We start from the raw sequence: 20361 nt of genomic DNA on the forward strand, positions 1-20361 counted from the left end.
AAAGGCGGGGATCGAGGGATGCAACGCTGTTTCTGCAAGCAGGCAGTCAATAGGCGTTCAATTTTATCGCTTAGTCTCGTCGGCGTGCGACGCCTGATCGATCGTCCCGTTTAAGAACTGAACCAGATACAATTGGACAAACAGTCGATCGGATGCGAACTTTCCTCGGATCCTGCCTTTATTGCCGAAATTCGGTCCCCCCACCCCGCCATTAACCTGGATTTGTTTCAATTTCTGCTCAGCATTGAATATTGCGCCGCAGCATAATACGATGCTTGGCATACGAAACGTGGGCGGAACAGCCCCAGGGTCTGCCATGAGTAAAAGCGGACTAAAGCCTCATCGAGCACGCGGAAACATTGTTGTTTTCTGGCTGGGTCTCTTTGTGCTGCTATCCGCCCTATGCGCCGTCTTGCTGCTCGCCCATGATGGCCGCAACCTTCGAAGAGTGGCGGATATCCTGAACATCGATCTTTCGGAACCGGAAACGATCGTCGCGCACAAGACGCCGAAGACATCGAGGCTCCCGGCATCAGGAAAACAGCTTACCAAAGCGCGGCTTACAACCGAACTGATGGGCCCGCTAGCAAGCTTTGTGTCGGTGATGCCAGATGGCCAGACGCTGTGCGACGCTCTCCGGAAACAGGGCGTGCCAATCTCCAAATGGGCGCCAGACGCTTTGAAAAGCGGCGCCTTCGAGTGCTCCTGGGAGCGTGTTTTCGGAGCCAGCAGGGTGCGGCCGGATGGAAGCGAGCGACTTTTCATGATTGTCAAGGGCCACGAGGACGAAGCGGCCGGCAACGTGCGCGTCAAATTCGTGCTTGGCTCGCCAAAACTCTCCAGCGACATGACGAAGACGCTGACAAAAATTGTCGACGCCTTCAATGGCCTTGAACAATGGCGCGGCGTGGCGGGCGCATCCTCGCAAATCCTCACCGTGTCTCAATATGAGAAAGACGATTACGCCCTGTCGGTCCGGTTCCGGCAGGAAATGAGCCGACCGGGGAACTACAATCTGGTGATCTATCCCAACCCCAAAGGCGCAGAACAAAAGCGGACAGCGGCTTACTTCAAACGCTCGAGCTTCTTGAAGCCCTTTGGCGGCCCGGCCTGGAATTGCTGGAAAGCCGGCTGCGAGCGCCAGCTTCTCGTCCGTGACGACGGACGAGACCATAAGATCAGTCAAAAGATCCCACAGGTCACAGCGCCTTCACGGCCAGACGAAAAGCTTGAAACAGGCTCGATCGAAAGAGCCGTATCAAAAACGCACTTCGATAAAAATTGAGGCAATTCTGTAAGCGGACCCAAATCGCTCTCTCCTATCCTTGGCACATCGCAAGGAAAGACCGGCATTCAAAGAGCCGAAAACAAGGAGAACCGCGATGCGTCCCGTTGCAAAGACCTTCATTGCCCTGTCTGCCGCCTTCATGGGCCTGACCATGGCGCAAGAGTCTGCGGCATTTTCCCTGTCGAGCGCGAGCCGCACGGCAGGCGCCGGCGCCAAGCAACTCGCCTTCATCTCCGAAAAGATACAGACGGTCGGTCCCTTTGCCCATGTGCTGTTTTGCAAGGCGAACCCGGATGATTGCCGCGCGACAAAGCGGACCCGTTGGGGCCGCGCTCCGGTTTTCCTCACGGCAAAGAGGCAGGAGCAACTCCGCCAGATCAACATGGCGGTGAATTCTGCCATTACGCCCAAGAACGATCAGATTGCCGCCGGCTTCGGCGATAGCTGGGCGCTGAGCCCGAAGGCCGGAGATTGCGAGGATTACGCCATCACCAAGCGGCACAAGCTCATCAGCATGGGCTGGCCCGCACGGGCCGTGCGTCTGGCTGTGACCTATACTGCGAGCGGCGAAGGCCACATGGTGCTTGTCGTTCGCTCCAACAAAGGTGATCTCGTTCTCGACAACCGCATCGACGCCATCCGCATGTGGAACAAGACCGGCCTCAAATGGAAGATGATGCAGGCCAGCCTAGATCCCCGGAAATGGGTGGGCGTCTGATTGTCCCGGAGCGGCGCATCAAGGATGCGCCCCTCGTCCCGGTTCCTTACAAGATCGAGACACCCTGTCGGCCGATATGCAGCACCGTCAATTTGTCTGTCATATAGGCGCCGGTATCGACGCCGATGCGCCTCGTTCCGAAGACAACCTCTTGCGTGGCCGTGTGTCCATGCACCACCGTCAGATCCAGCTCGGGGCCGCGCGATAGGAATGGTTCCCTCATCCACATCAGGTCCATGTCGTCCTGCTCCTCTAGCGGGACGCCCGGCATGATGCCGGCATGCACGAACAGATATGGTCCGCAGCGCACGCTGGTCGGAGCATTCTTCAGAAACATCAGATGCGCTGGCGCGACTTCCAGCTTCATCAATCGTTTCAGTTCAGAGCCATCCGGAGAGGTCTGCAGCACATAGCTGCTGTCTATTCCATAGGAACGCAAGGTGGCATCGCCGCCGAACTCCAGCCAGCGCTTATCGAAGCTCTTCGCCATCGCGAACTGGAAGAACGCGTCGTCGTGATTGCCGCATATACAGATGCGCTGGAAGGGATACGGCAGCGGCTCCATCAGATAATCAAGCACGCCCTTAGAGTCAGGCCCGCGATCGACATAGTCGCCGAGATAGATCACCAGACGGATTTTCTCGGTATCAGCAGGCTGAGCAAGTATCTTGCGCTCGGCTTCTCTGACGAGATCCAGCCGTCCATGCACGTCGCCAACAGCAAAGATGTCATGGACAGCATCGGGAGAAATTGTCAGACGCGGACGCTGCGCAACGGGCTCGCGTGTCTTAAAAAACTCTCTTAGCCGCCTGAACATATTACACTCTCTCTTGCGTCGCGCCGCAGGATTGATACTGAAAAGATCGGCACGGCTCAATCTCATGATTATTCATGAGAAAAGCGTTACCGGACGGATACTGTTGCGGCGACCGGCGCAATATCGGGGGGACTATCGATGGCAAAGCTGTTTTCGCATTCGGTCTCATGGCTGGAGCGGGTATTACGAATTGTCTATCTGATCCTCTTTCCGGCGCTCCTGCTTCCTTTCGGCTCAGTAGAACCAGGCCCTCTGCATCTGCTTGCACTTTTTTCGTTCCTTGTAACAGTCCTTTCGGTTTTGATTGCGGCGCCATCGACCGGCAATCGCTTCGCCTTCGCAGTTGCGGCATTTCTTGCCTTTGCACTGGCGGGCTGGGTCCTGTTTCAGGCATCCGATTACGCACCCGACAGCCTCGTCAACGCGATCTGGCGCACATCCGCCGCTTATTACGGACCAAGCCACCATTCGATATCAGTCGCTCCCGCAGACACAATGCAGGGCCTGATCGCGGTGCTCCTGCCTTTCTCAGTCTTTTTATCCGGCATTTGTTTGTTCAGACAGGACGAGCAGGCGCTGAAAATGATCCGCTTCCTGGCGCTGACGGGCGGCGCGATCGCCGCCTTTGGCCTGATCCAGTTTCTGTTTTTTCCCGACAGTCTGATGTTCGAGAAGAAGCGCCTCTACCTCGGTGACCTGACCGCCGTCTTTGTCAACCGCAACACGGCGGCCACCTATCTCGGCATGTCGACACTGTTCGCCTGCGCCCTCGCCTTTCATCATGTGCAAAATGCAGGCCTCGGAAATCTCTGGCGACGCATGATCGGCGCGCGCAGCGCGACGAAAACACCCGACGCTCTGTGGACCGCGCTTTACATGTTGTGCGCAGCCCTGGCGCTCAGCGCTATGTCTCTGACTCGCTCACGCGCCGGTCTCGCGGCGACCATGGTCGGCCTCCTGTTTATCGTCTTCATGTTCTCCTTCCTGGGAGGTCAACAATCGATGCAGAGCCGGAAAAGCGGCTTCTCGTCATCGAGACCGAAGCTGGGCTTCCGGCTTGCACGCGCTTTCATAGCCATCGCCGTCGTTATCGGCATCGGCTTGTTGTTCTCGGGACGCGCCCTTCTGCGCGCAGAAACACAAGGAACCGAGGACGCCCGCTTCTGCATCATGCCTGGCCTATTGCGGCTGGCTGATGACAACCTGCTCACCGGAACAGGCCTTGGCACATTTAGAATGGTGTTTCCGGCCTACAAAGACGCCGCCTGCGGATTGTATGGCACTTGGGAGCGGGCGCATAATTTCTATCTCGATGGCGTGATTGCGCTGGGACTGCCCTTTCTCGTGGCGACGCTCATCACGGTCGTCTGCCTCATCTGGATCTTTGCCCGGGGCATCAGCGCCCGCCGTAAACTTCGTTGGGCGCCGGTTCTCGGCCTCTCCATTCTGATCCTGCAGATGCTTCACAACATCGTCGACTTCTCGATACAGATTCCGGCTGTGGCGGCCGTCTTCGCAGGCGCCTTGGCTGCCTGCGTATCGCTCTCCACCAATCGTGGTTCAACGTCGACAAGACGCGTGAAGAGATCAGAGACTGTAGCAAACTGACCCAACAGATTCTCGCCCTGTCCAAAAATTAGAAAAAAGACACACTCAATAAAATTGTACTGAACCGTTTAGCGGGATGGACAGTCCAACCGCGTAACTTGGCCCCATGGAAAACACGGGGCGCGCGCTGAAAAGCAAGCCGACGTAAAGTCAGCGCCCCGATTTTTGAAAAAACGGGGATGTGTCATGAGAATGAAATTCTGGATGATCATGTCGGCGGCGCTGCTGATGGGCACAACGGCCGCAACCACGGCTCAGGCCTTCAGCCTGGGCAGCGCTGCCCGCAAGGCGGCGCCGGACGCGAAAACCCTTTTCATCAGCGAGCGGAGCCGCTCGCTGGAACCCTTCGCCCATGTCCTGTTCTGCACCAAGCAGCCGTCCGAGTGCAGAGCATCGGGAGGAAGAGACACGGTCACCCTGACATCCGCGAAGTTCAAGGAATTGAAGCGGGTAAATTCCAGGGTCAATCGTCAGATTACGCCTCAGAACGACTATGGCGCGATCGGTGGCGATGAGTGGTCTCTGGCCCCTGTTGCAGGCGATTGCGAAGATTTCGCCATCACCAAGCGCCATGAACTGATCCGGCTTGGTTGGCCCGCCAGGGCACTGCGTCTTGCACAAGCCCGCACCAGCTGGGGTGAAGGTCATCTGGTGTTGGTGGTGCGCACCTCGGAAGGCGATCTGGTTCTGGACTCGCTCACCAGCCGCATCCGCAACTGGCGTGAGACAGGCCTCAACTGGATCATGATCCAGGCGGCAGGCAACCCACGCGTCTGGCATTCGGTGTAAACATCAAGCTATCCGAAAACCTTTCACCGCGACGGGCGCATCCTTATTGGAGCGGCTACGCAAATCTAAGGGATGGCAGCCCCCGAGGGGGCCACACCTCGAATCGAAATCAATGAAGCCGGCTGGACTTGTTCAGCCGGCCACGGATAACTTGAATATAATTCTTTCTATCATCCGCGAGCCTGCTGATTTCGGAATCCACCACAGCGCTCAAACTCACTGGCGTATTTTCAAGAAGTGGCTTGAGGAGGCGCTGATCCCCATAGTTGAGGATGGTCGAAACATCCGCAGTCATAACGTCCTGCGCGGCCTCAAGCGTCGTCGGAGTAAGCTTCTTCCACAATGCCAGGCGCGCTTGCAGTTGAATTGCCTCATTTGGGCTAAGAGCAACATTGATGGCGATCTTGTCAGCAAGTTCTGTCGGATTCTCCGCGATCGCCCGCGATAACAGACTATCTCGAACCCAGACATTTCCTTCTGAAGGCATACAGCGCGCCATATGGCGTACTAAGGATTGGGCTTGGCCCATCGATCGTGACCAACCGTCAAAATCAGCGCCCACATCTCTCATGGAAGCAGAGACAAGCTGAACACTCAAAGCAGGCCGCAAAACATCTGAACGACATGTTTCCATGGCCAAAGCCATGCCATCAGACAAAACAAGTTGGTCAAGTTGCGACGCAGAATAGGACGTCCTACTCTTCTCCAACTCACGTGCGGCCGCGACCATCTCCCGAGCCCGCCCATTCTCGATTGCGAGATGCATCGAATAGGCGGCGCTGCAGGCAAACAGACCAGCCACGGCCAATCGCAAAAACATCGACTTCCCCGCCTCAGTCTTCGCGATAATAACTGGAATACCTTGAATAGTAGTACTCCGAAGATCCGTACTGCTGGTAGAGTTTCATCTTATTGTTGTCGACCTTGTTGAGCACCACGCCTGCGCATTTGTTGACGATAGTCGGAGAATGTTCAAGCGTCTTGCGGACGACATTGCGGGCAGTGCGACCCCACTCGACGACGAACAAAAAAGCATCCATTTTGGAAGCAACCGCGCGGGCATCGACCACTGGCGCCAGTGGCGGCAAGTCGACGACGATGTAGTCGAACCGCTCTGACGCTTGCGCGAGTAGCCGATCCATACCCTCAGACGCGAGCAACTCAGACGAATACGGTATTCTGCGCTTCACAATCGCGGGCAGGAAGGCAAGTTTGGTCTTGGGATTGACAAGAAGCAGGTCCCAAACCGATGCGCCATCCTGGATGACTTCGAGGACACCAGCCTCAGCATGTCGACCCAGCATTCTGGTGGCACCCGGATTACGCAAGTCTGCATCGATCAGCAACACGCGCGCTCCCTGCACGGCAAGCAATTCCGCAAAATTGACCGAAACCGTCGACTTACCTTCCCCGGGCAGCACAGAAACAAGCCCGATTATCTTCGGCTTCTTGGCGCCTGTGTAAATATCGACAGCAATCTTGGCGCTTCGCAAGGTTTCCGCAAAAGCGGACAACGGATGATCAATTACCTGATCAGCAATCTTGCTCGTCTTGATTATCGCTCGCTTATGGCTCGTGTCCGCAGATTTGACAGGTCCGGCATCGGCAGCAAGCGGGATCGTCCCTAGAAATTCGAGACCAAGGGCAGAAGAAATCTGATCGCCGGTCCGGAAGAAACGATCCCTGAACTCACGAAATGCGCCGATACCGGCACCAGCCATAAGCCCGAGCAAGGCAGACAGGGTTAAGACGAGCGGCTTCTTAGGCGCGCTCGGCTTCTCCGGGATAGAAGGATTCGTAATGATGCGCGCTTCCGTTACCGGGAAAGACTGCTGCTGAATCGCTTCCTGATACCGCTGCAAAAAGGTTTGATAGAGATTTTTGTAGGTTTCGGCCTCTCGTTCAAGCTCTCTGAGTTGAACCTGTGAATCATTTGCAGAAGCACTGATGCCTTTAGCTTGAGCGACTTGGTCTTCGAGATTCTTCTGACGATCCCGCGCAACAGCATAGGTGCTGCGATAACTTTCGGCGATGCGAGACAACTCCTCAAACATTAACCGTTTGTATTCGCTCATTTCCGTTCTGAGCCGAATAGCCTGAACGTGTCTTGAGCCGAGGCGATTTGTTATGTCCGCTTCTTTACGGGATGCTTCAAGAAATTTTTCGCGCAGTGTCGTAATAACGGCGCTTTCGATCGAGTCGGTAACGGCTGCGTCCAACTGGCCACTGTCGATAATCGATTTAATCCGCTGATAGCGGGCATCCGCATTTGCGGTCTCCGCTTGGGCTACGATCAACTGACTAGTTAGTTGGGCCAACTGTTGATCGGTGACAAGCTTGCCGTCTGTCGCAATTAGACCCTTTTCAGCACGAAACCTCTGGACCGCCATATCCGTTTCAAGTGACTTTTGCCGGAGTTCTCCTATGCGCTGCTGCAGCCAATCGCTTGCACGTCGAGTCGCATCATATTTTGAGTCGAGTTGATCGGTCAGATACGCCTCAGCATAAGATCGAGCAATTTTTGCCGACAATCCTGGATCTGGGGATGTGTAGCTCAGTTGCAGGACATAAGTTCGACCAACCCGGGATATCGCGAGATTACTGGAGAGTGTGTCGAGTATGGACCTTTGCGTGGCTTCATTGGACACTATATCTGGCGTTTTCGAGAACCACGATGAAACGTTCAAGAACGAACGTACAATAGCAATGACAGACTGCAAAGGCCCCGTTTTCGAAGCCATGAAGAGCTTGTCGTTCTTCAGGTCAAGCTTGTCGCTAACCGCTTGAGCGATTTTCTCAGATTTCAAGAGCTCTACCTGGCTTAGTACCGAAGCCTCATCCTCCAAAACCCCACTGACTGCAGAGAGCTGGTCTACAATCTTCTGGTTGCCCGAGTCGATAAGAAGAGATGCTGACGATGTATAAAGGGGCACCGCGGTAACGATGTAAGCGATACCAAGCAGTATACCAGCCACTCCAGCAACCGCAACAACGCGCCACTGGCGCCGGGCAACGGCTAGCAGAGCTTCAAAATCAATAGATTGTTCAAATTCGCTGTTGGACTCGTCTGCAGCAAGAGCCATTTTGTCTGCTTTCACACCAGTAATTTCACAGGCCCCAAATTTAAATTCAGCCCGTATACAGTCAAACAAAAAACGCTGATATTTCGGCAATATCAGCGTTTTAGTTAATTTATATAGACGATGTTAATCTGTAACGCCGCTGATCACTTCGGTTGCGGAACCGCCGGCATCACCGACATCAAAAGCAGAACCGGCAGACTGAGCAGTTGTCGCATTACCACCGAAAGTCGTGGAGTTATCTGCATTCGTCTGGCTTGACGTATCAGAAGTATCACCACCCCCAACACCACCACCGGCCGCGCCGACGCCTGCTCCACCAACAGCGGCCACCTGGACATCAGAAGACGCAGCCATAAAGGCGGCGATCACAGTACTATCACCGAGACCTGCAACGAGGTTCTGGATATTTGCTGCATAGTCAGGGAAACTCGCGCAGGCCTGGACCACACGAGACAACCCAGCGCCGATGGCAGCCTTCTGGATGTCTGTCGCGGACTTGGACAGATCAACCATCTTGGCGGCAGCCTGGCTGCTGGAGCCAGCAAGCGCGCGCACCTTGTTCGAAAGCGGCAAGCCACCCGAAGGCTCATCTGCCAGCAACTTCGCAGGGTTGGCGAGGAAGGCATCGACTTCCGCAGCCGACAGCTTTGCCGGAGCCAAGAAGCAAGACGTGTCCGCCTTGGCTTCCTGCGCAGTCGGGGCTGCAACGGGAGCATCTTGTGCAAACGCGGCAACAGGGGCAACCAGACCCGCGAAGACAGCGAAAGCTGCTCCAGCGAGCACTTCACGCGAAAACTTATTCATTCGTGTCTCCTTTAACATTTTCTTACCCATACCATTCTGGTCGAGAAATGCAATAGATTTACACTCATCTTATCGGCGGCACCGATTAGTTAGTTAACCGCCGAATAGAATTACGTGTCGTCAATGCATTTGCAGGGACATTCGCTGTCGTGTTGGAGACGCCGTTGACGAAGCTCAGGAACTTACTGATTTCAGTGGCGTTCGAATTCGACACGTAGATGATGTCCTTGTCCTTCATCTTAAACTGCTGAACAGCAAAGAAGGTCCCGGGATCACGAAGATTGGCTCTGAATACCGTCGGGATCAAATCGCCGGAGAAGCGAGACACATCAACGCCAGTCTCCTGAAGAGTTTTGCGATCGACTTCACGATAGAGGAACACCTGGCTAGGATCAGCACGATCATCCAGCAGACCACCAGCTTTGGCAACGGCTTCGCCGAGGGTCAAGTTGGAGTCTTCGAAGTCAATGCGACCGTTGAGACCAGACGCACCGAACGCCAGATAGGTCCGACGCTCGCGATTGACGTAAACAACGTCGCCTGGGCGCACATAGATATTCTCGGACGGCTTGTCGATCAGCGTGCGGAACAGGACGGTCGCCTTCTTTCCTCGGCGCTCGATCGTTACGTAAGTCTCATAACCAGGAGCATTGATGCCGCCAGCGCGCGAAATAACTTCCAACACGCGCTCGCCCGCGGGATTCAGGTCAAGTTGCGCCGGAGAATTCACATCACCGAGGATAGAGACCATTTGCGAACGGCTGAGAGTCGTCGTGATAACGACCTGAGGCTCGATGGCGCGGTTTGCAAGACGCTTTTCAATATCCGCCTGAACCGCCGACACCGGACGCCCGGCAGCCTCAACGGAACCGGCATACGGAACCGTTATCATGCCAGCACGGTCAACAGTCTGCTTCGGCAGAGTGATGTAATTGCCGGGACGGCTTCCGGCGTCATCCGGAATAAAGAGACCGCCAGCCTGCGCTTCGAAGATAGAAATCTCAACCACATCACCAACGCCGAGCTGGACCTCCGGTGGGGCCGACCTTCCAACTCCAAATCCAGCCTCAAGCGACGAGATAATGCTATACTCGTAGTGACCGACAACATTCTTTGTAATATCGACCAACGCGTAGCTCACACCCGACTTCTTATCAGCAGACACAAGCTTCTCAGACGCCTGAGAGTCGATCGCCTGATGCGTCGGACCGGACCGCGGCAAAGTCGTGCAGGAGCTCAGCACAACCATCATCGCCCATACGCCAATATGTTTCTTCCGCACCATGATATATTCCCCTGACACACGCACCGTAGCGCGAATAGATGATTCCCCGTCCACACTCCGCCAAGAAACCGGCGTATAAATCAAGTCAAAAGTTGAATTCCGACTTTACGCTACATAAGCACTTTACACTTGTTGCCCACATGCAACGCAAAGACCAAACGGATCCGAAATCAAAATCAAGATCCACTCGCGCAACGCAACTCATTAACAACCGTAGCAACCAGAATCTCGGCATCAAAAAACCAAGACGCGTGCTCGATATAGTAAAGATCAGCCGCTATACGCGCTTTCGAAGCCGACGCAGACTCTGTCGAACCCCGCCAACCGCGAACCTGAGCAAGACCCGTCATCCCCGGCCGGACGCTGTGGCGCAGGTGATACTCAGGAACCAATTCTTCATACAGCACACCCGCCGCTCGCATGCCGATCGCGTGACAACGAGGCCCCACAAGCGACATGTCGCCAAGAAGGACATTGATCAACTGCGGCAATTCATCAAGGTTGGCCTTACGAAGCCACCTTCCGACACGCGTTATGCGAGGATCGTTGTCAACAGTTTGGGCGACCCCAGTTGGATCACACAAATCGACATACATTGATCGAAACTTGTAGACTTTGATTGTGCTGCCGCCTCGTCCCCAACGCCTCTGTGAGAACAAAGCCGGACCGCTCGATTCCATGCGGATCAAAAAAGCAATGAATAACAAAATCGGGGAGAGCACGATCAGCGCGAAAAGGGAAACGACGACGTCTGTTGCCCGCTTCAAGCCTGCATTCATGTAGCGCGAAACAGTCAAGGACCGCGGATTCGACAAAAGAATTCGCAAGCCATTCTCAACTTGAGACGAACGAGCCTCCACATCAAGATACATGATTAGCCCCTCATTCACTACGCAGCACTATTGCAGCGCAATATACATTTCAGCCGAGAAGAGTCCAGAGCATTAAGATTTTTTTTACTAAAGCCTAAATTTATATCAGCCAAATAGGCGAAACGTATATTTTTTGCGCTGATGCGGCCTATTTTTATGGTTAACTCGACATTAAGGTATTCACTTAAATGCTGATTGTTTTCTCCGCAACGTTGGCGAGCTATGAATTCATGCGGGCCAAGCGCTCGAATTCCCTGCCAGTATCAGCGACTTTCAGCGTTTGAAGCAATTGACAGCATTGTTGGTGAGCTTCCTGGGCCACCCAATTCCGGAAATCGCACGCAATCGTCTTTGGGGTTTGTGCAGCCATTTTTTGTATTTGTTCATACTTTTGCGATACGTTGTCACAATTACTCATTCAAAGTGACTAATAATGGGCAATATTGAAACGCCTCGCATTCCGATCGGCGAAAATGACTTTCAATCCCTGTTCGCGACCCATCCGTCGCCGATGTGGGTGTACGATCCCAAGACACTTGAATTCCTGACGGTCAATGACGCCATGCTCGATCTCTATGGCTACAGCAGAGAGCAACTAGCGGAGATGACCGTTCTCGACATCCGTCCGAGTTATGAACGTAGGCGCATGCAACTGGCCGTCAATGTGCGCAGCGACATTGAGAGAACCGGCCGTTGGGTCCACCTTAAGGCGAATGGCGAGACGTTTGAGGTCCAGACCTACGGGCGTTCGATACGCTTCAATGGCGTCGACGCAATTCTGGCGATCGTTCAGGACCGTACGGAATTCAACGAGGCCCAGCGTAGACTGGATGAAACGCAGACCATCCTGAACGCGATTATCGAAAACATGCCGAATGGGGTGTTCGTCAAGGACATCGCAGCCGAAAGCGCCTACATCATCTTCAATGCCGTCAGCGGCGCCAATGACGGCAAGGATCCTGCCGATGTTCTGGGGCGTCGCGATGTCGACATCTTCCCTGCTCATATCGCCCAGACATTCCTAGCGTCCGACCAGGTCGCGATCACATCCGGGGAACCGTATGTCTATGAGGCGGTGCATCAAATCGCCGATGGGGCCACCCGCATCATCAAGACCACCAAGAAAATGCTCCAGGTCGGCGACGGCAGCGCCCCACGCTTTCTTCTGGGGGTTTCCGAGGATGTCACCGAGGCGCGGATGTTTGAACGGAAGCTCGAAAAGCTAGCGCTTGAAGACACGCTGACAGGACTAGCCAATCGGGCGGCCTTTGTCGACGGGCTCAACAAGGCAATAAAGAAGGGCGGAGTGGTGGCGCTCGCCTTTCTGGACGTGGATAACTTCAAGGACATCAATGACACGGGCGGCCATAGCGCCGGCGATGCGCTGTTGCGCCAACTCGCCGTTCGGCTCACCTCCACCCTCCCCGACACGTTGATCGCGCGACTAGGCGGTGACGAATTTGCCCTGGTGGGGCAACTCGCTGACGTCAGTGACGTCGAGGCCTTTGGTCAGAAAGTGCAGACCGTGTTCGCAGAGCCATTCGCGCTCGAAAACGGCGAGGAAATGCTGAGTTGCAGTCTCGGCATTGCCCTGGCCCCCCATCACGCCGGCGCCGATGAGGATTTGCTGCGGCTTGCCGACATCGCGCTCTATGCCGCAAAGGAGGCTGGCCGGGCGACATTCCGCGTCTATTCGCCGATCATGAGCGCTGCCGCCCAGCGACGCCGGCAAATGAGCGTGGAGTTGCGTGAGGCGATCACACGCAATGAATTGGAACTGGATTTTCAGCCCCTTTTCAGATTGGGCGACCGGAGTCTCGCCGGCTTCGAGGCGCTTGTGCGCTGGCGCCATCCTCGCTTTGGCCTGATCGGCCCCGGCCATTTCATCGACCTGGCCGAAGCGACCGGCCTCATTTCGCAACTCGGTGAATGGGTGCTTCGCCGCGCCTGCGCCGTCGCCAGCGCATGGCCAGAGAAGCTGACGGTGGCCGTCAATCTTTCGGCGCGGCAAATGCAGGGCGCCGACATTGTTAAGGCAATCAAAAGCGCGCTGGACGAAAGCGGGTTAGCGCCGCAACGCCTTGATTTGGAAATCACCGAGTCGGTGTTCGTAGGCGACGCCCAGCACAGCCTTGTTCTGTTTAAGTCATTGAAAGCCCTGGGCGTGAAGATCTCGATTGACGATTTTGGCACGGGATATTCTTCCCTCGCTTATCTTCGCGATTTTCCATTCGACAAGATCAAGCTCGATCGCAGTTTCATCACCGACCTCGAAAGCAACAATGGCTCGCTCTCGATCGCAAAGGCCGTAGTGGCAATCGCCTCGGGTTTTGGTGCAATCACGGTCGCCGAGGGCGTGGAAACCGAAAGCCAGGCCTCAGCCTTGACCGAATTGGGTTTCGATCTCGGCCAAGGCTATCATCTCGGCCGGCCGCTCACGCTGGACGCAGCTGAGGCGTTGATCGCATCCCACCAGTCTCTTGAGGCGCCGGTCCAACGTCGGCTGAAGCGCAAACGTTAAAGTGTACCGCTGTTCCAAGGGCTGCCTTTAACCCTGTTGATAACCATCGCACTTTCTGACCAGGTGGCCCTTGCCAAGTTGGCGGAAGCTGATTATACGGCCCCTCAGACGCGCAGCAAGCGCATCTGGACGGGTGATTAGCTCAGTTGGTAGAGCAGCTGACTCTTAATCAGCGGGTCGTAGGTTCGAGCCCTACATCACCCACCAAAATCAAAACTTTGATTTCATTAACCTTTTCCCAAGGGCGCTAGAATTTTCTCGCAATATCGCGGGTTAAACTTCCTCAACCCTACATCAGCTCGTCCTGATCCACCCAAGCAATCGGTATTTCAACGCTGCGCGTCAGTTTGCGCAGGGTCAATTCCGGCGGCTGTCGTCCCGACAAGATGGCTTGTGTCACCTTCGGCGAAAGGAATGCCAGCGGAAGAACCCGGCAGAGGTCGGAGCCATTCATGCGAAGATTGGTTGCGACTTGGGAAATCGATCTTCCCTTTCTTTCTGTCAGCATCGTAACAGCGATATGAGCTTTGGCGATCGCGGCGATGAGTGTTTCATCATATTCCGGGCGCATCGCGGCGGCATTTTCGACAATCAGTCGCATCTCCACGCCGCGGCGCTTGATGACGCAGGGCTGAACAATCTCGATCAATTTCAGGCCGTGATCTTCGTCATGCAAATCATCAGGGAAACATGAAGACAAGCGGCGGATAAAGTCTTGTTCGACGTTGAAATCCCATTGATTTGCAAGGATGCGCAGCAAGATGGCGATATTCAAAACATAGCGAATTTCAGCCGCCCCGATTATCACACGATCCATGATCGTCCGGAAGATAAGTCGACGCTGCACACCACTACGATCGGCCTCAAGCCGCAAGGACAGAATGTGGGCTTGTTCGAGCAGCGTCTGCACCTCACTCTGGTCCCCGAAATCCGCAATCCATTGCGATAGTTTTGGGCCGTCTCTCAGCATTTGTATCATCTGCGCGATCACGACCGGCTCAATGACGGCAGCCGCGATCCGCATTTTGGTTGCCTTCTCGCTCCCCGCTCGACGCATGTCGGTCGCGTAGTAGCGGTAGCGTTTGCCGTGATTGGTGGCGTGGACGGGCGTCAGTCGATGCCCCTCATGATCGAAGATTTTACCAGTCAGCAGATGGATGTCGGGGTTGAGACGCGCTCCCTTCGCCACAACAGCATTGTCGGCCATGGCTCGTTGAACGGCTGCAAAGGTCTCTGGCGCAATGATAGCGCTATGTTCGCCATCGTAGACTAAATTCTTATGCCGGACTTTTCCCGCGTAAATGGGGTTTGCCAGCATGGACAAGAGATTGCTGTAGCTATACCGCCTCGCCTGCTTCGATGCGCCAACACAAATCCCAGCTTCCGCAGATGCCTGCAGCCCATTGAGCTCGGCCAGTAGTTTTTTCGCGGACTGTAACTCAAGATAGCGATCGAAGACGCGCCGCACCTGTTTGGCCTCGCCTTCATCAATGACAAGCTTGCGGTCGTTTACCTTATAGCCGAATGGCACGGTGCCTCCCATCCACATTCCCTTCTTCTTAGACGCGGCGATTTTGTCGCGGATGCGTTCCGCCGTGACTTCCCGCTCGAACTGAGCAAAGGACAGCAGCACGTTCAGCGTCAAGCGGCCCATGGACGTGGTCGTGTTGAATTGCTGGGTGACGGAGACAAACGATGTGCCGTGCTTGTCGAACACATCTACGAGCTTGGCGAAATCCGTGAGCGAGCGAGTCAGGCGATCAATCTTGTAGACAACGATGATGTCGATGGCGCCGTTTCGGATGTCGCGCAGCAACCTCTGGATCGCAGGACGCTCAAGCGTACCACCGGATATGCCGCCATCGTCGTAAAGTTCGGGAACAAGCCGCCAGCCGAGGCTCTCCTGAGACGCGATATAGGCCGAACATGCCTCCCTCTGTGCGTCGAGCGAGTTGAAGGCCTGATCGAGCCCCTCGTCGCTGGACTTGCGGGTGTAAATGGCGCAGCGGAAAGTCCTCTTCTCGCTCATAGGCCAAAAAACCTGGGGCCAGACCATTTGACGCCGGTGATCCGGAAGCTTAGGGCGGTGAGCGATTTATAGTGTTTGCCGTCCATAATATATCCGTCTTCAACAACATCAACCACATAGCGCCGCCCATTCCAGTCACGGATCAAGCGTGCGCCTGGCGGAGGCAGTGGTCGAGGCGCATTCTGAATTGAGAGGTTGCGCCTATTCTTGATTAAAGAGCCACCTCGCACCACTGAAGAAGACGCGTTTGTGCGAGACGACTCCAACTCAGCCATCACACGTTTGACTGCGGCTTTCAGAAGCCGTTTTGTATCGGCCGAAAATCCATCCTGCGCCCTTGCTTGAAAGTGCCAGGCTATCGCGCGGATCATCAGCGGCTGCCTCATGCCCTTCGGCGGCGAGCACTTATAGGTTTCGGTCCAGAGGTCGACCAAGTGGGATCTGGGCAATGCGTTCAACTGGTTGATGCTGTCTATGCTGTCCATCTTCGGCATGTCACTCTGTCTCACTCTCGATGCCGGGCGCATCTTTCGTGGCCTTGGACTTCAACAGAAAGGCTGGAATATCGACAGGTTCGGATGGCTCCGTAGTTACGATGGTTTCAAGAGGCGCATCGGTACCGAGACGATATCGCCGCTCCCCAGAGCAGGTGGTTTCGCATGTCACCACAAGCGCCAAGCGCTTACGCACTGTGCCTGACAGAAATCCCCGCACCGAATGCGCCTGCCAGCCCGTCGCAGCCATGATTTCAGCCAAGGAAGCGCCCGACGTGGAGCGGAGCATCGCCAGAACTGTGGCCGATTTTGTGTTTGCTCTGCCGGCTGGCAATGGACTGGTCGCCAAGACAGCATCCCCGGCGCAGGCCCCTTCCATTATAGATTCATTCGACTCCGCGCCGATTTCGCATAGATTTCCGTCACCTACGGGGTCTTTGTGGCGAGATTTGGAACGTTTGCTGGTCATGCTGATCTCCGTCGATACAGCGCCGGACCATCCAGCGCTTGCACTGACGAAAGCCCGCATAGTTGTGGCGGGCGTAGGCAGGCGGAGGCGAGTTCCGCTCCGCCCTGACAGCAATGCTTCCTTTGCGGCTGAAGTCCAGTCGCGTGAGCGGGGAGTTCGCTTATTCCTCAGCCGGCCTACGTCCACCCCCTCGTGGCGAGGCGGGGCCGGCAGCGCGGGCTGCATTGACAACACGAGCCTCCCTGCTGCGGGAAAAACTTTTCGTTTCCGCGCCCGCCTCGCCGCGCAACGATCATGCCTCGGCGGCGAGGATCTCATGAACCTTGCTCATGATGATTTCCATGTTCTCAACCATGACCGTCCTTTCCGGAAAGACATAGCCACGCGGCAGGTCTTTGCCGAGGCCGCGCCATGCGCCATAGAGCTCCTTCATCAGCGCCCGCTTCGGCATGCCTTCATATTTCATCATCCGCAGCAACCATTCGGTGTCGGTGAGCCTCAATCGCGGCGGAATGCTCTTTTCCAGGAGATGGGCGCACAGACCGGCCGCTCCGGGGTCGCGCATCGGCTCGCCGTCAAGACGGCTGTCGCTGCGCTGGTCGAGCGCGTCCTGCATGATCAGCGCATCCCGGTAGCGAATGGTCTCTTCCAGCTTTGCCTGCCAGACTTCGTCGATGGGCCCTTTGAAGCGGACGCCCTCCTGCACATCGAGAATGATGTCATCAGGGTGAGGCAGAGGCGTTGGCGGCGGCAGCCCCTTCCTCTTTGCAGCCTCGATCTGGGCCCAGGTCTTCTGCTGGTAGTCGCGCCAGAAAGCGATCTCCTCGGCGCGTTTGCGCGCCCTTTCCGCGTCGGCACGCATGATGGTGTGCACAGCCAGCGTTTGAGAGCGGGCATTGCCCTTGGCGGCATTGGTAAAGATCGAGCGCATGATCGCCTCGCGCCAGGGAATGGAGTGCGTCTCCCCTCCCTCCCGGACCGGCACATGGCTATCGGCAAGACTGAGGGCCGCCGACAGCATCGGCTGGTCGAACAGCGCATGATCGGCAATGGCCTTCTTCGGCCGCCCCTTGGGATTGCCGGACTGACCCTTCTGGAACTGGCCGCGATTGGCGGGGCGCTTTGGCTCGCTGTCCTCGCCGAACAGGATCTGCCTCTTGATCGCCTCTTCATCCATGGCGGCGGCTCCTGGGCTTGCGGGTTGCAACTGAAGTGACGGCCGGCTGAGGATGTGCGGTGCTCGTTGGTCGATGGGGCGTTTCATCGCCGGCGCCGCTTTCTATCTGCCCCTCCAGCCGTTCCTCTCGCATTCTCTCGAAGGTCGCCTGATCTCCCCTGCCCTCCAGCGCCGCCTGCTTGCCGGTATAGCGCTGCCAGCGCTCGATGATCGTGTCGCAATAGAGCGGGTCATACTCGATGAGACGGGCCGCCCTGCCGCATTGCTCGGCGGCGATCAGCGTCGAGCCGGAGCCGCCGAAGAGATCCAGAACCGTCTCGCCGCGCCGCGAGCAATCCTTGATGGCGTCCGCCACCAGCGCCACCGGCTTGACGGTGGGGTGCATGGCCAGATCCTCCATACGCCTGACCCCGAGACTGCTGATGCCGGCATAGTCCCAGACATTGGTACGATAGCGACCGCTGTCGCCCAGACCAAAGCTGTTGGTGTGCGGCTGAGAGCCGACCTTGAACACGAAGACCAGCTCATGCTTGGAGCGATAGAAGGTCCCCATGCCGCCATTGGTCTTGTTCCAGACGCAGAGGTTCTTCAGCTCGGAAAACGCCGCCTCGCCGGCATCGAGCATCTCGCGCATGTGACGCCAGTCCATGCAGACAAAGGCGATGGCGCCGTCCCTGGCGACACGGGCGGCGTTGCTCAATGTGACAGTCAGGAAGTGGGTGAACTCTTCCCTGCTCATCTCACCGGAGGCGAAGGCGAATTCGCGATGGCGGACAGAGCCCAGTCCACCGACATTGCCGTCGATCGCCACATTGTAGGGCGGATCCGTGAAGATCAGATCGATGTTTTCTCCACCCACCAGCTGATCCACATCCTCACTCGACCGCGCGTCGCCACAAAGCAGCCGATGCCGGCCAAGCCGCCAGAGATCACCCGTCCGGTTGACCGCCGGCCCGGACGATGGCGCCACGATCCGATCGGCGTCATCGTCCACCGTCGCTGGCGACGCCTCACGCGCATGATCCAGAGCGAAGTCGACTTCCGCCAGCGAGAAGCCGGTCAGCGTCACATCGAAGTCGAGATCGATGAGCCCCTGCAGCTCGATCGCCAGCACCTCGCTGTCCCAGCCGGCATTCAACGCCAGCTTGTTGTCCGCCAGCACATAGGCGCGCCGCTCGGCCGGCGTCAGATGCGACAGGCGCACCACTGGCACGTCCGTCAGTCCCAACTCCTTGGCCGCCCTCACCCGGCCATGGCCCGCGAGGATCTCGCCGTCATCGCCGATCAGCACGGGATTGGTAAAGCCAAACCGCCTGATGCTCTCGGCAATCTGGCCGATCTGCTTCCTGGAATGGGTGCGAGCATTGCCGGCATAGGGTCGCAAGGAACCAACCGGCAGCAGTTCAATCGAAGGCGAATGCGTGTTCATGAAAGACCTCAAAAGCATCGGACAAATCACGCCTCAATGATTTGCGATGGCGAGGTCGGAAGCAAGTGAGGAAAACCAGCACACTCAACCTATGAGAGCCGCAAAACAACAAAATCCAGCCACTACCTAAAACTTGCTTTGAAGCGCCTTTGAAGGGGGTTTGAAGCCGCTTTGAAGAAATGTTCGACCAAGGGTAGAAATGATGAAAAAAGACAAAAGTCAGAATATTGTGGAAAACTATAACATTATATTTCAAATACTTAACCATCTCCGGCGACACCTGATGATCGAAACCTACACGGAATGATCCGAGCCAACAAATGGCCCCGTACTTTTGGTGTCATAACACGCCCTTAATGCAGAACAAGCTACAAGATATGCGAAATATCGGCAAGGTAGGGGCATGTTACCCTTATCGACAAGAGTGTATCGCTTCGAGGACACCAACTGGAGGATATGATGAATGCCTGCAGCTTCGTCAGTTCAAAGTTTAATAAGAAAAAAATCAACTGCGAAAATTATTCGATCGATTACCGGTTTTATACCGGTCGGTTATCAAACTACGAAAGCATCGTCACTAAGCTCTCGAAAGACCCGACGAGAACTCCGTGCGGTGGAGCAGAAATCGCGCGCATGGAATTTGTTTCGCATAACTCAGACCCAAACGGCTCCCGCCCATGATCAGGCGACTGCAGCATATTGCATAGAAAATACCCAGATTTTGGCGCTTAACTAGGCAATGCCGCACAGTTTACCATTCAGGAAACACTTCGTTGCGTTGCAACACAGACAAGTTTATCAAGAACACTAATTCAATCTGATCGTTCACAACATTGGGGCAATCTCATATGGCAACTGATAAGAAGAAGGTAGCGCTGATCACCGGCATCACCGGCCAGGACGGAGCCTATCTCGCCGAACTCTTGCTGAGCAAGGGCTATATCGTCCATGGCATCAAGCGCCGCTCCTCCTCCTTCA

At 55.8% G+C, this 20361-nt stretch carries 17 protein-coding genes and 1 tRNA gene; 7 read left to right on the forward strand and 11 right to left on the reverse strand.

Going from position 1 to position 20361, the window contains the following annotated elements:
- Nucleotides 1-316: 316 nt before the first annotated feature.
- Both E8Q41_RS05485 and E8Q41_RS05490 read left to right on the forward strand, forming a co-directional pair.
- Nucleotides 317-1285: a DUF6030 family protein gene (locus E8Q41_RS05485; protein WP_137154508.1), complete on the forward strand. Its 969-nt coding sequence runs from the start codon at nt 317-319 to the stop codon at nt 1283-1285.
- Nucleotides 1286-1382: 97 nt separating this feature from the next.
- Nucleotides 1383-2006 (forward strand): transglutaminase-like cysteine peptidase, encoded by a 624-nt coding sequence (locus E8Q41_RS05490; protein ID WP_137154509.1) that lies wholly within the window; start codon nt 1383-1385, stop codon nt 2004-2006.
- 46 nt (nt 2007-2052) lie between these two features.
- Here the strand turns inward: E8Q41_RS05490 and E8Q41_RS05495 are convergent, their stop codons facing one another.
- Nucleotides 2053-2889: a metallophosphoesterase family protein gene (locus tag E8Q41_RS05495; protein WP_137154510.1), complete on the reverse strand. Its 837-nt coding sequence runs from the start codon at nt 2887-2889 to the stop codon at nt 2053-2055.
- Between the two features lie 72 nt (nt 2890-2961).
- On the opposite strand from E8Q41_RS05495, the gene E8Q41_RS05500 reads away from it, so the two are divergent.
- Complete coding sequence (locus E8Q41_RS05500; protein ID WP_137154511.1) at nt 2962-4431, forward strand: O-antigen ligase family protein; 1470 nt, start codon at nt 2962-2964, stop codon at nt 4429-4431.
- Between the two features lie 186 nt (nt 4432-4617).
- Nucleotides 4618-5220: a transglutaminase-like cysteine peptidase gene (locus E8Q41_RS05505; RefSeq protein ID WP_246660085.1), complete on the forward strand. Its 603-nt coding sequence runs from the start codon at nt 4618-4620 to the stop codon at nt 5218-5220.
- 109 nt (nt 5221-5329) lie between these two features.
- On the opposite strand, the gene E8Q41_RS05510 is transcribed toward E8Q41_RS05505, so the two are convergent.
- From E8Q41_RS05510 to E8Q41_RS05530, 5 genes are all read right to left on the reverse strand, one after another.
- Entirely contained in the window at nt 5330-6040 is a 711-nt protein-coding gene (locus E8Q41_RS05510) for a hypothetical protein (RefSeq protein WP_137154512.1), read from the reverse strand.
- Nucleotides 6041-6053: 13 nt separating this feature from the next.
- Nucleotides 6054-8303, reverse strand: a complete 2250-nt coding sequence (locus E8Q41_RS05515) for a polysaccharide biosynthesis tyrosine autokinase (protein WP_137154513.1) — start codon at nt 8301-8303, stop codon at nt 6054-6056.
- A 123-nt stretch (nt 8304-8426) separates the two neighbouring features.
- Nucleotides 8427-9107 carry a hypothetical protein gene (locus E8Q41_RS05520; protein WP_137154514.1) on the reverse strand — a complete coding sequence of 227 codons (681 nt, stop codon included), beginning with the start codon at nt 9105-9107 and terminating at the stop codon, nt 8427-8429.
- Between the two features lie 85 nt (nt 9108-9192).
- Entirely contained in the window at nt 9193-10392 is a 1200-nt protein-coding gene (locus E8Q41_RS05525) for a polysaccharide biosynthesis/export family protein (protein WP_246660086.1), read from the reverse strand.
- Between the two features lie 176 nt (nt 10393-10568).
- Nucleotides 10569-11264, reverse strand: coding sequence for a sugar transferase (locus E8Q41_RS05530; protein ID WP_348640010.1), 696 nt, complete (start codon nt 11262-11264; stop codon nt 10569-10571).
- 433 nt (nt 11265-11697) lie between these two features.
- Between E8Q41_RS05530 and E8Q41_RS05535 the strand changes: the two genes are divergently transcribed.
- Both E8Q41_RS05535 and E8Q41_RS05540 read left to right on the forward strand, forming a co-directional pair.
- Nucleotides 11698-13785, forward strand: coding sequence for an EAL domain-containing protein (locus tag E8Q41_RS05535; RefSeq protein WP_137154515.1), 2088 nt, complete (start codon nt 11698-11700; stop codon nt 13783-13785).
- A 131-nt stretch (nt 13786-13916) separates the two neighbouring features.
- Nucleotides 13917-13992: transfer RNA gene (locus tag E8Q41_RS05540), tRNA-Lys, on the forward strand.
- A gap of 82 nt (nt 13993-14074) precedes the next feature.
- Here E8Q41_RS05540 and E8Q41_RS05545 read toward each other — a convergent pair.
- The 5 genes from E8Q41_RS05545 to E8Q41_RS05565 form a co-directional block, all read right to left on the reverse strand.
- Complete coding sequence (locus tag E8Q41_RS05545) at nt 14075-15814, reverse strand: recombinase family protein (RefSeq protein WP_137154516.1); 1740 nt, start codon at nt 15812-15814, stop codon at nt 14075-14077.
- On the reverse strand, nt 15811-16308 hold the full coding sequence (locus tag E8Q41_RS05550) for a DUF2924 domain-containing protein (protein ID WP_170976368.1): 498 nt from the start codon (nt 16306-16308) through the stop codon (nt 15811-15813). The genes E8Q41_RS05545 and E8Q41_RS05550 overlap by 4 nt, the downstream gene beginning before the upstream one ends.
- 1 nt (nt 16309) lies before the next feature.
- Nucleotides 16310-16777: a DUF3489 domain-containing protein gene (locus E8Q41_RS25480; RefSeq protein WP_170976369.1), complete on the reverse strand. Its 468-nt coding sequence runs from the start codon at nt 16775-16777 to the stop codon at nt 16310-16312.
- 292 nt (nt 16778-17069) lie between these two features.
- The gene (locus tag E8Q41_RS05560; protein ID WP_137154519.1) at nt 17070-17954 is read right to left on the reverse strand and encodes a DUF5681 domain-containing protein; all 885 of its coding nucleotides are present in this window, start codon (nt 17952-17954) and stop codon (nt 17070-17072) included.
- Nucleotides 17947-19383: a DNA methyltransferase gene (locus tag E8Q41_RS05565; RefSeq protein WP_137154520.1), complete on the reverse strand. Its 1437-nt coding sequence runs from the start codon at nt 19381-19383 to the stop codon at nt 17947-17949. Before E8Q41_RS05565 ends, E8Q41_RS05560 begins: the two co-directional genes overlap by 8 nt.
- A gap of 848 nt (nt 19384-20231) precedes the next feature.
- On the opposite strand from E8Q41_RS05565, the gene E8Q41_RS05570 reads away from it, so the two are divergent.
- The coding region (locus E8Q41_RS05570; RefSeq protein WP_137154521.1) for a GDP-mannose 4,6-dehydratase at nt 20232-20361 on the forward strand (130 nt) is incomplete at its 3' end.

The sequence above is a fragment of the Rhizobium sp. FKL33 genome, from assembly GCF_005222915.1.
Classification (GTDB): domain Bacteria; phylum Pseudomonadota; class Alphaproteobacteria; order Rhizobiales; family Rhizobiaceae; genus Rhizobium_E.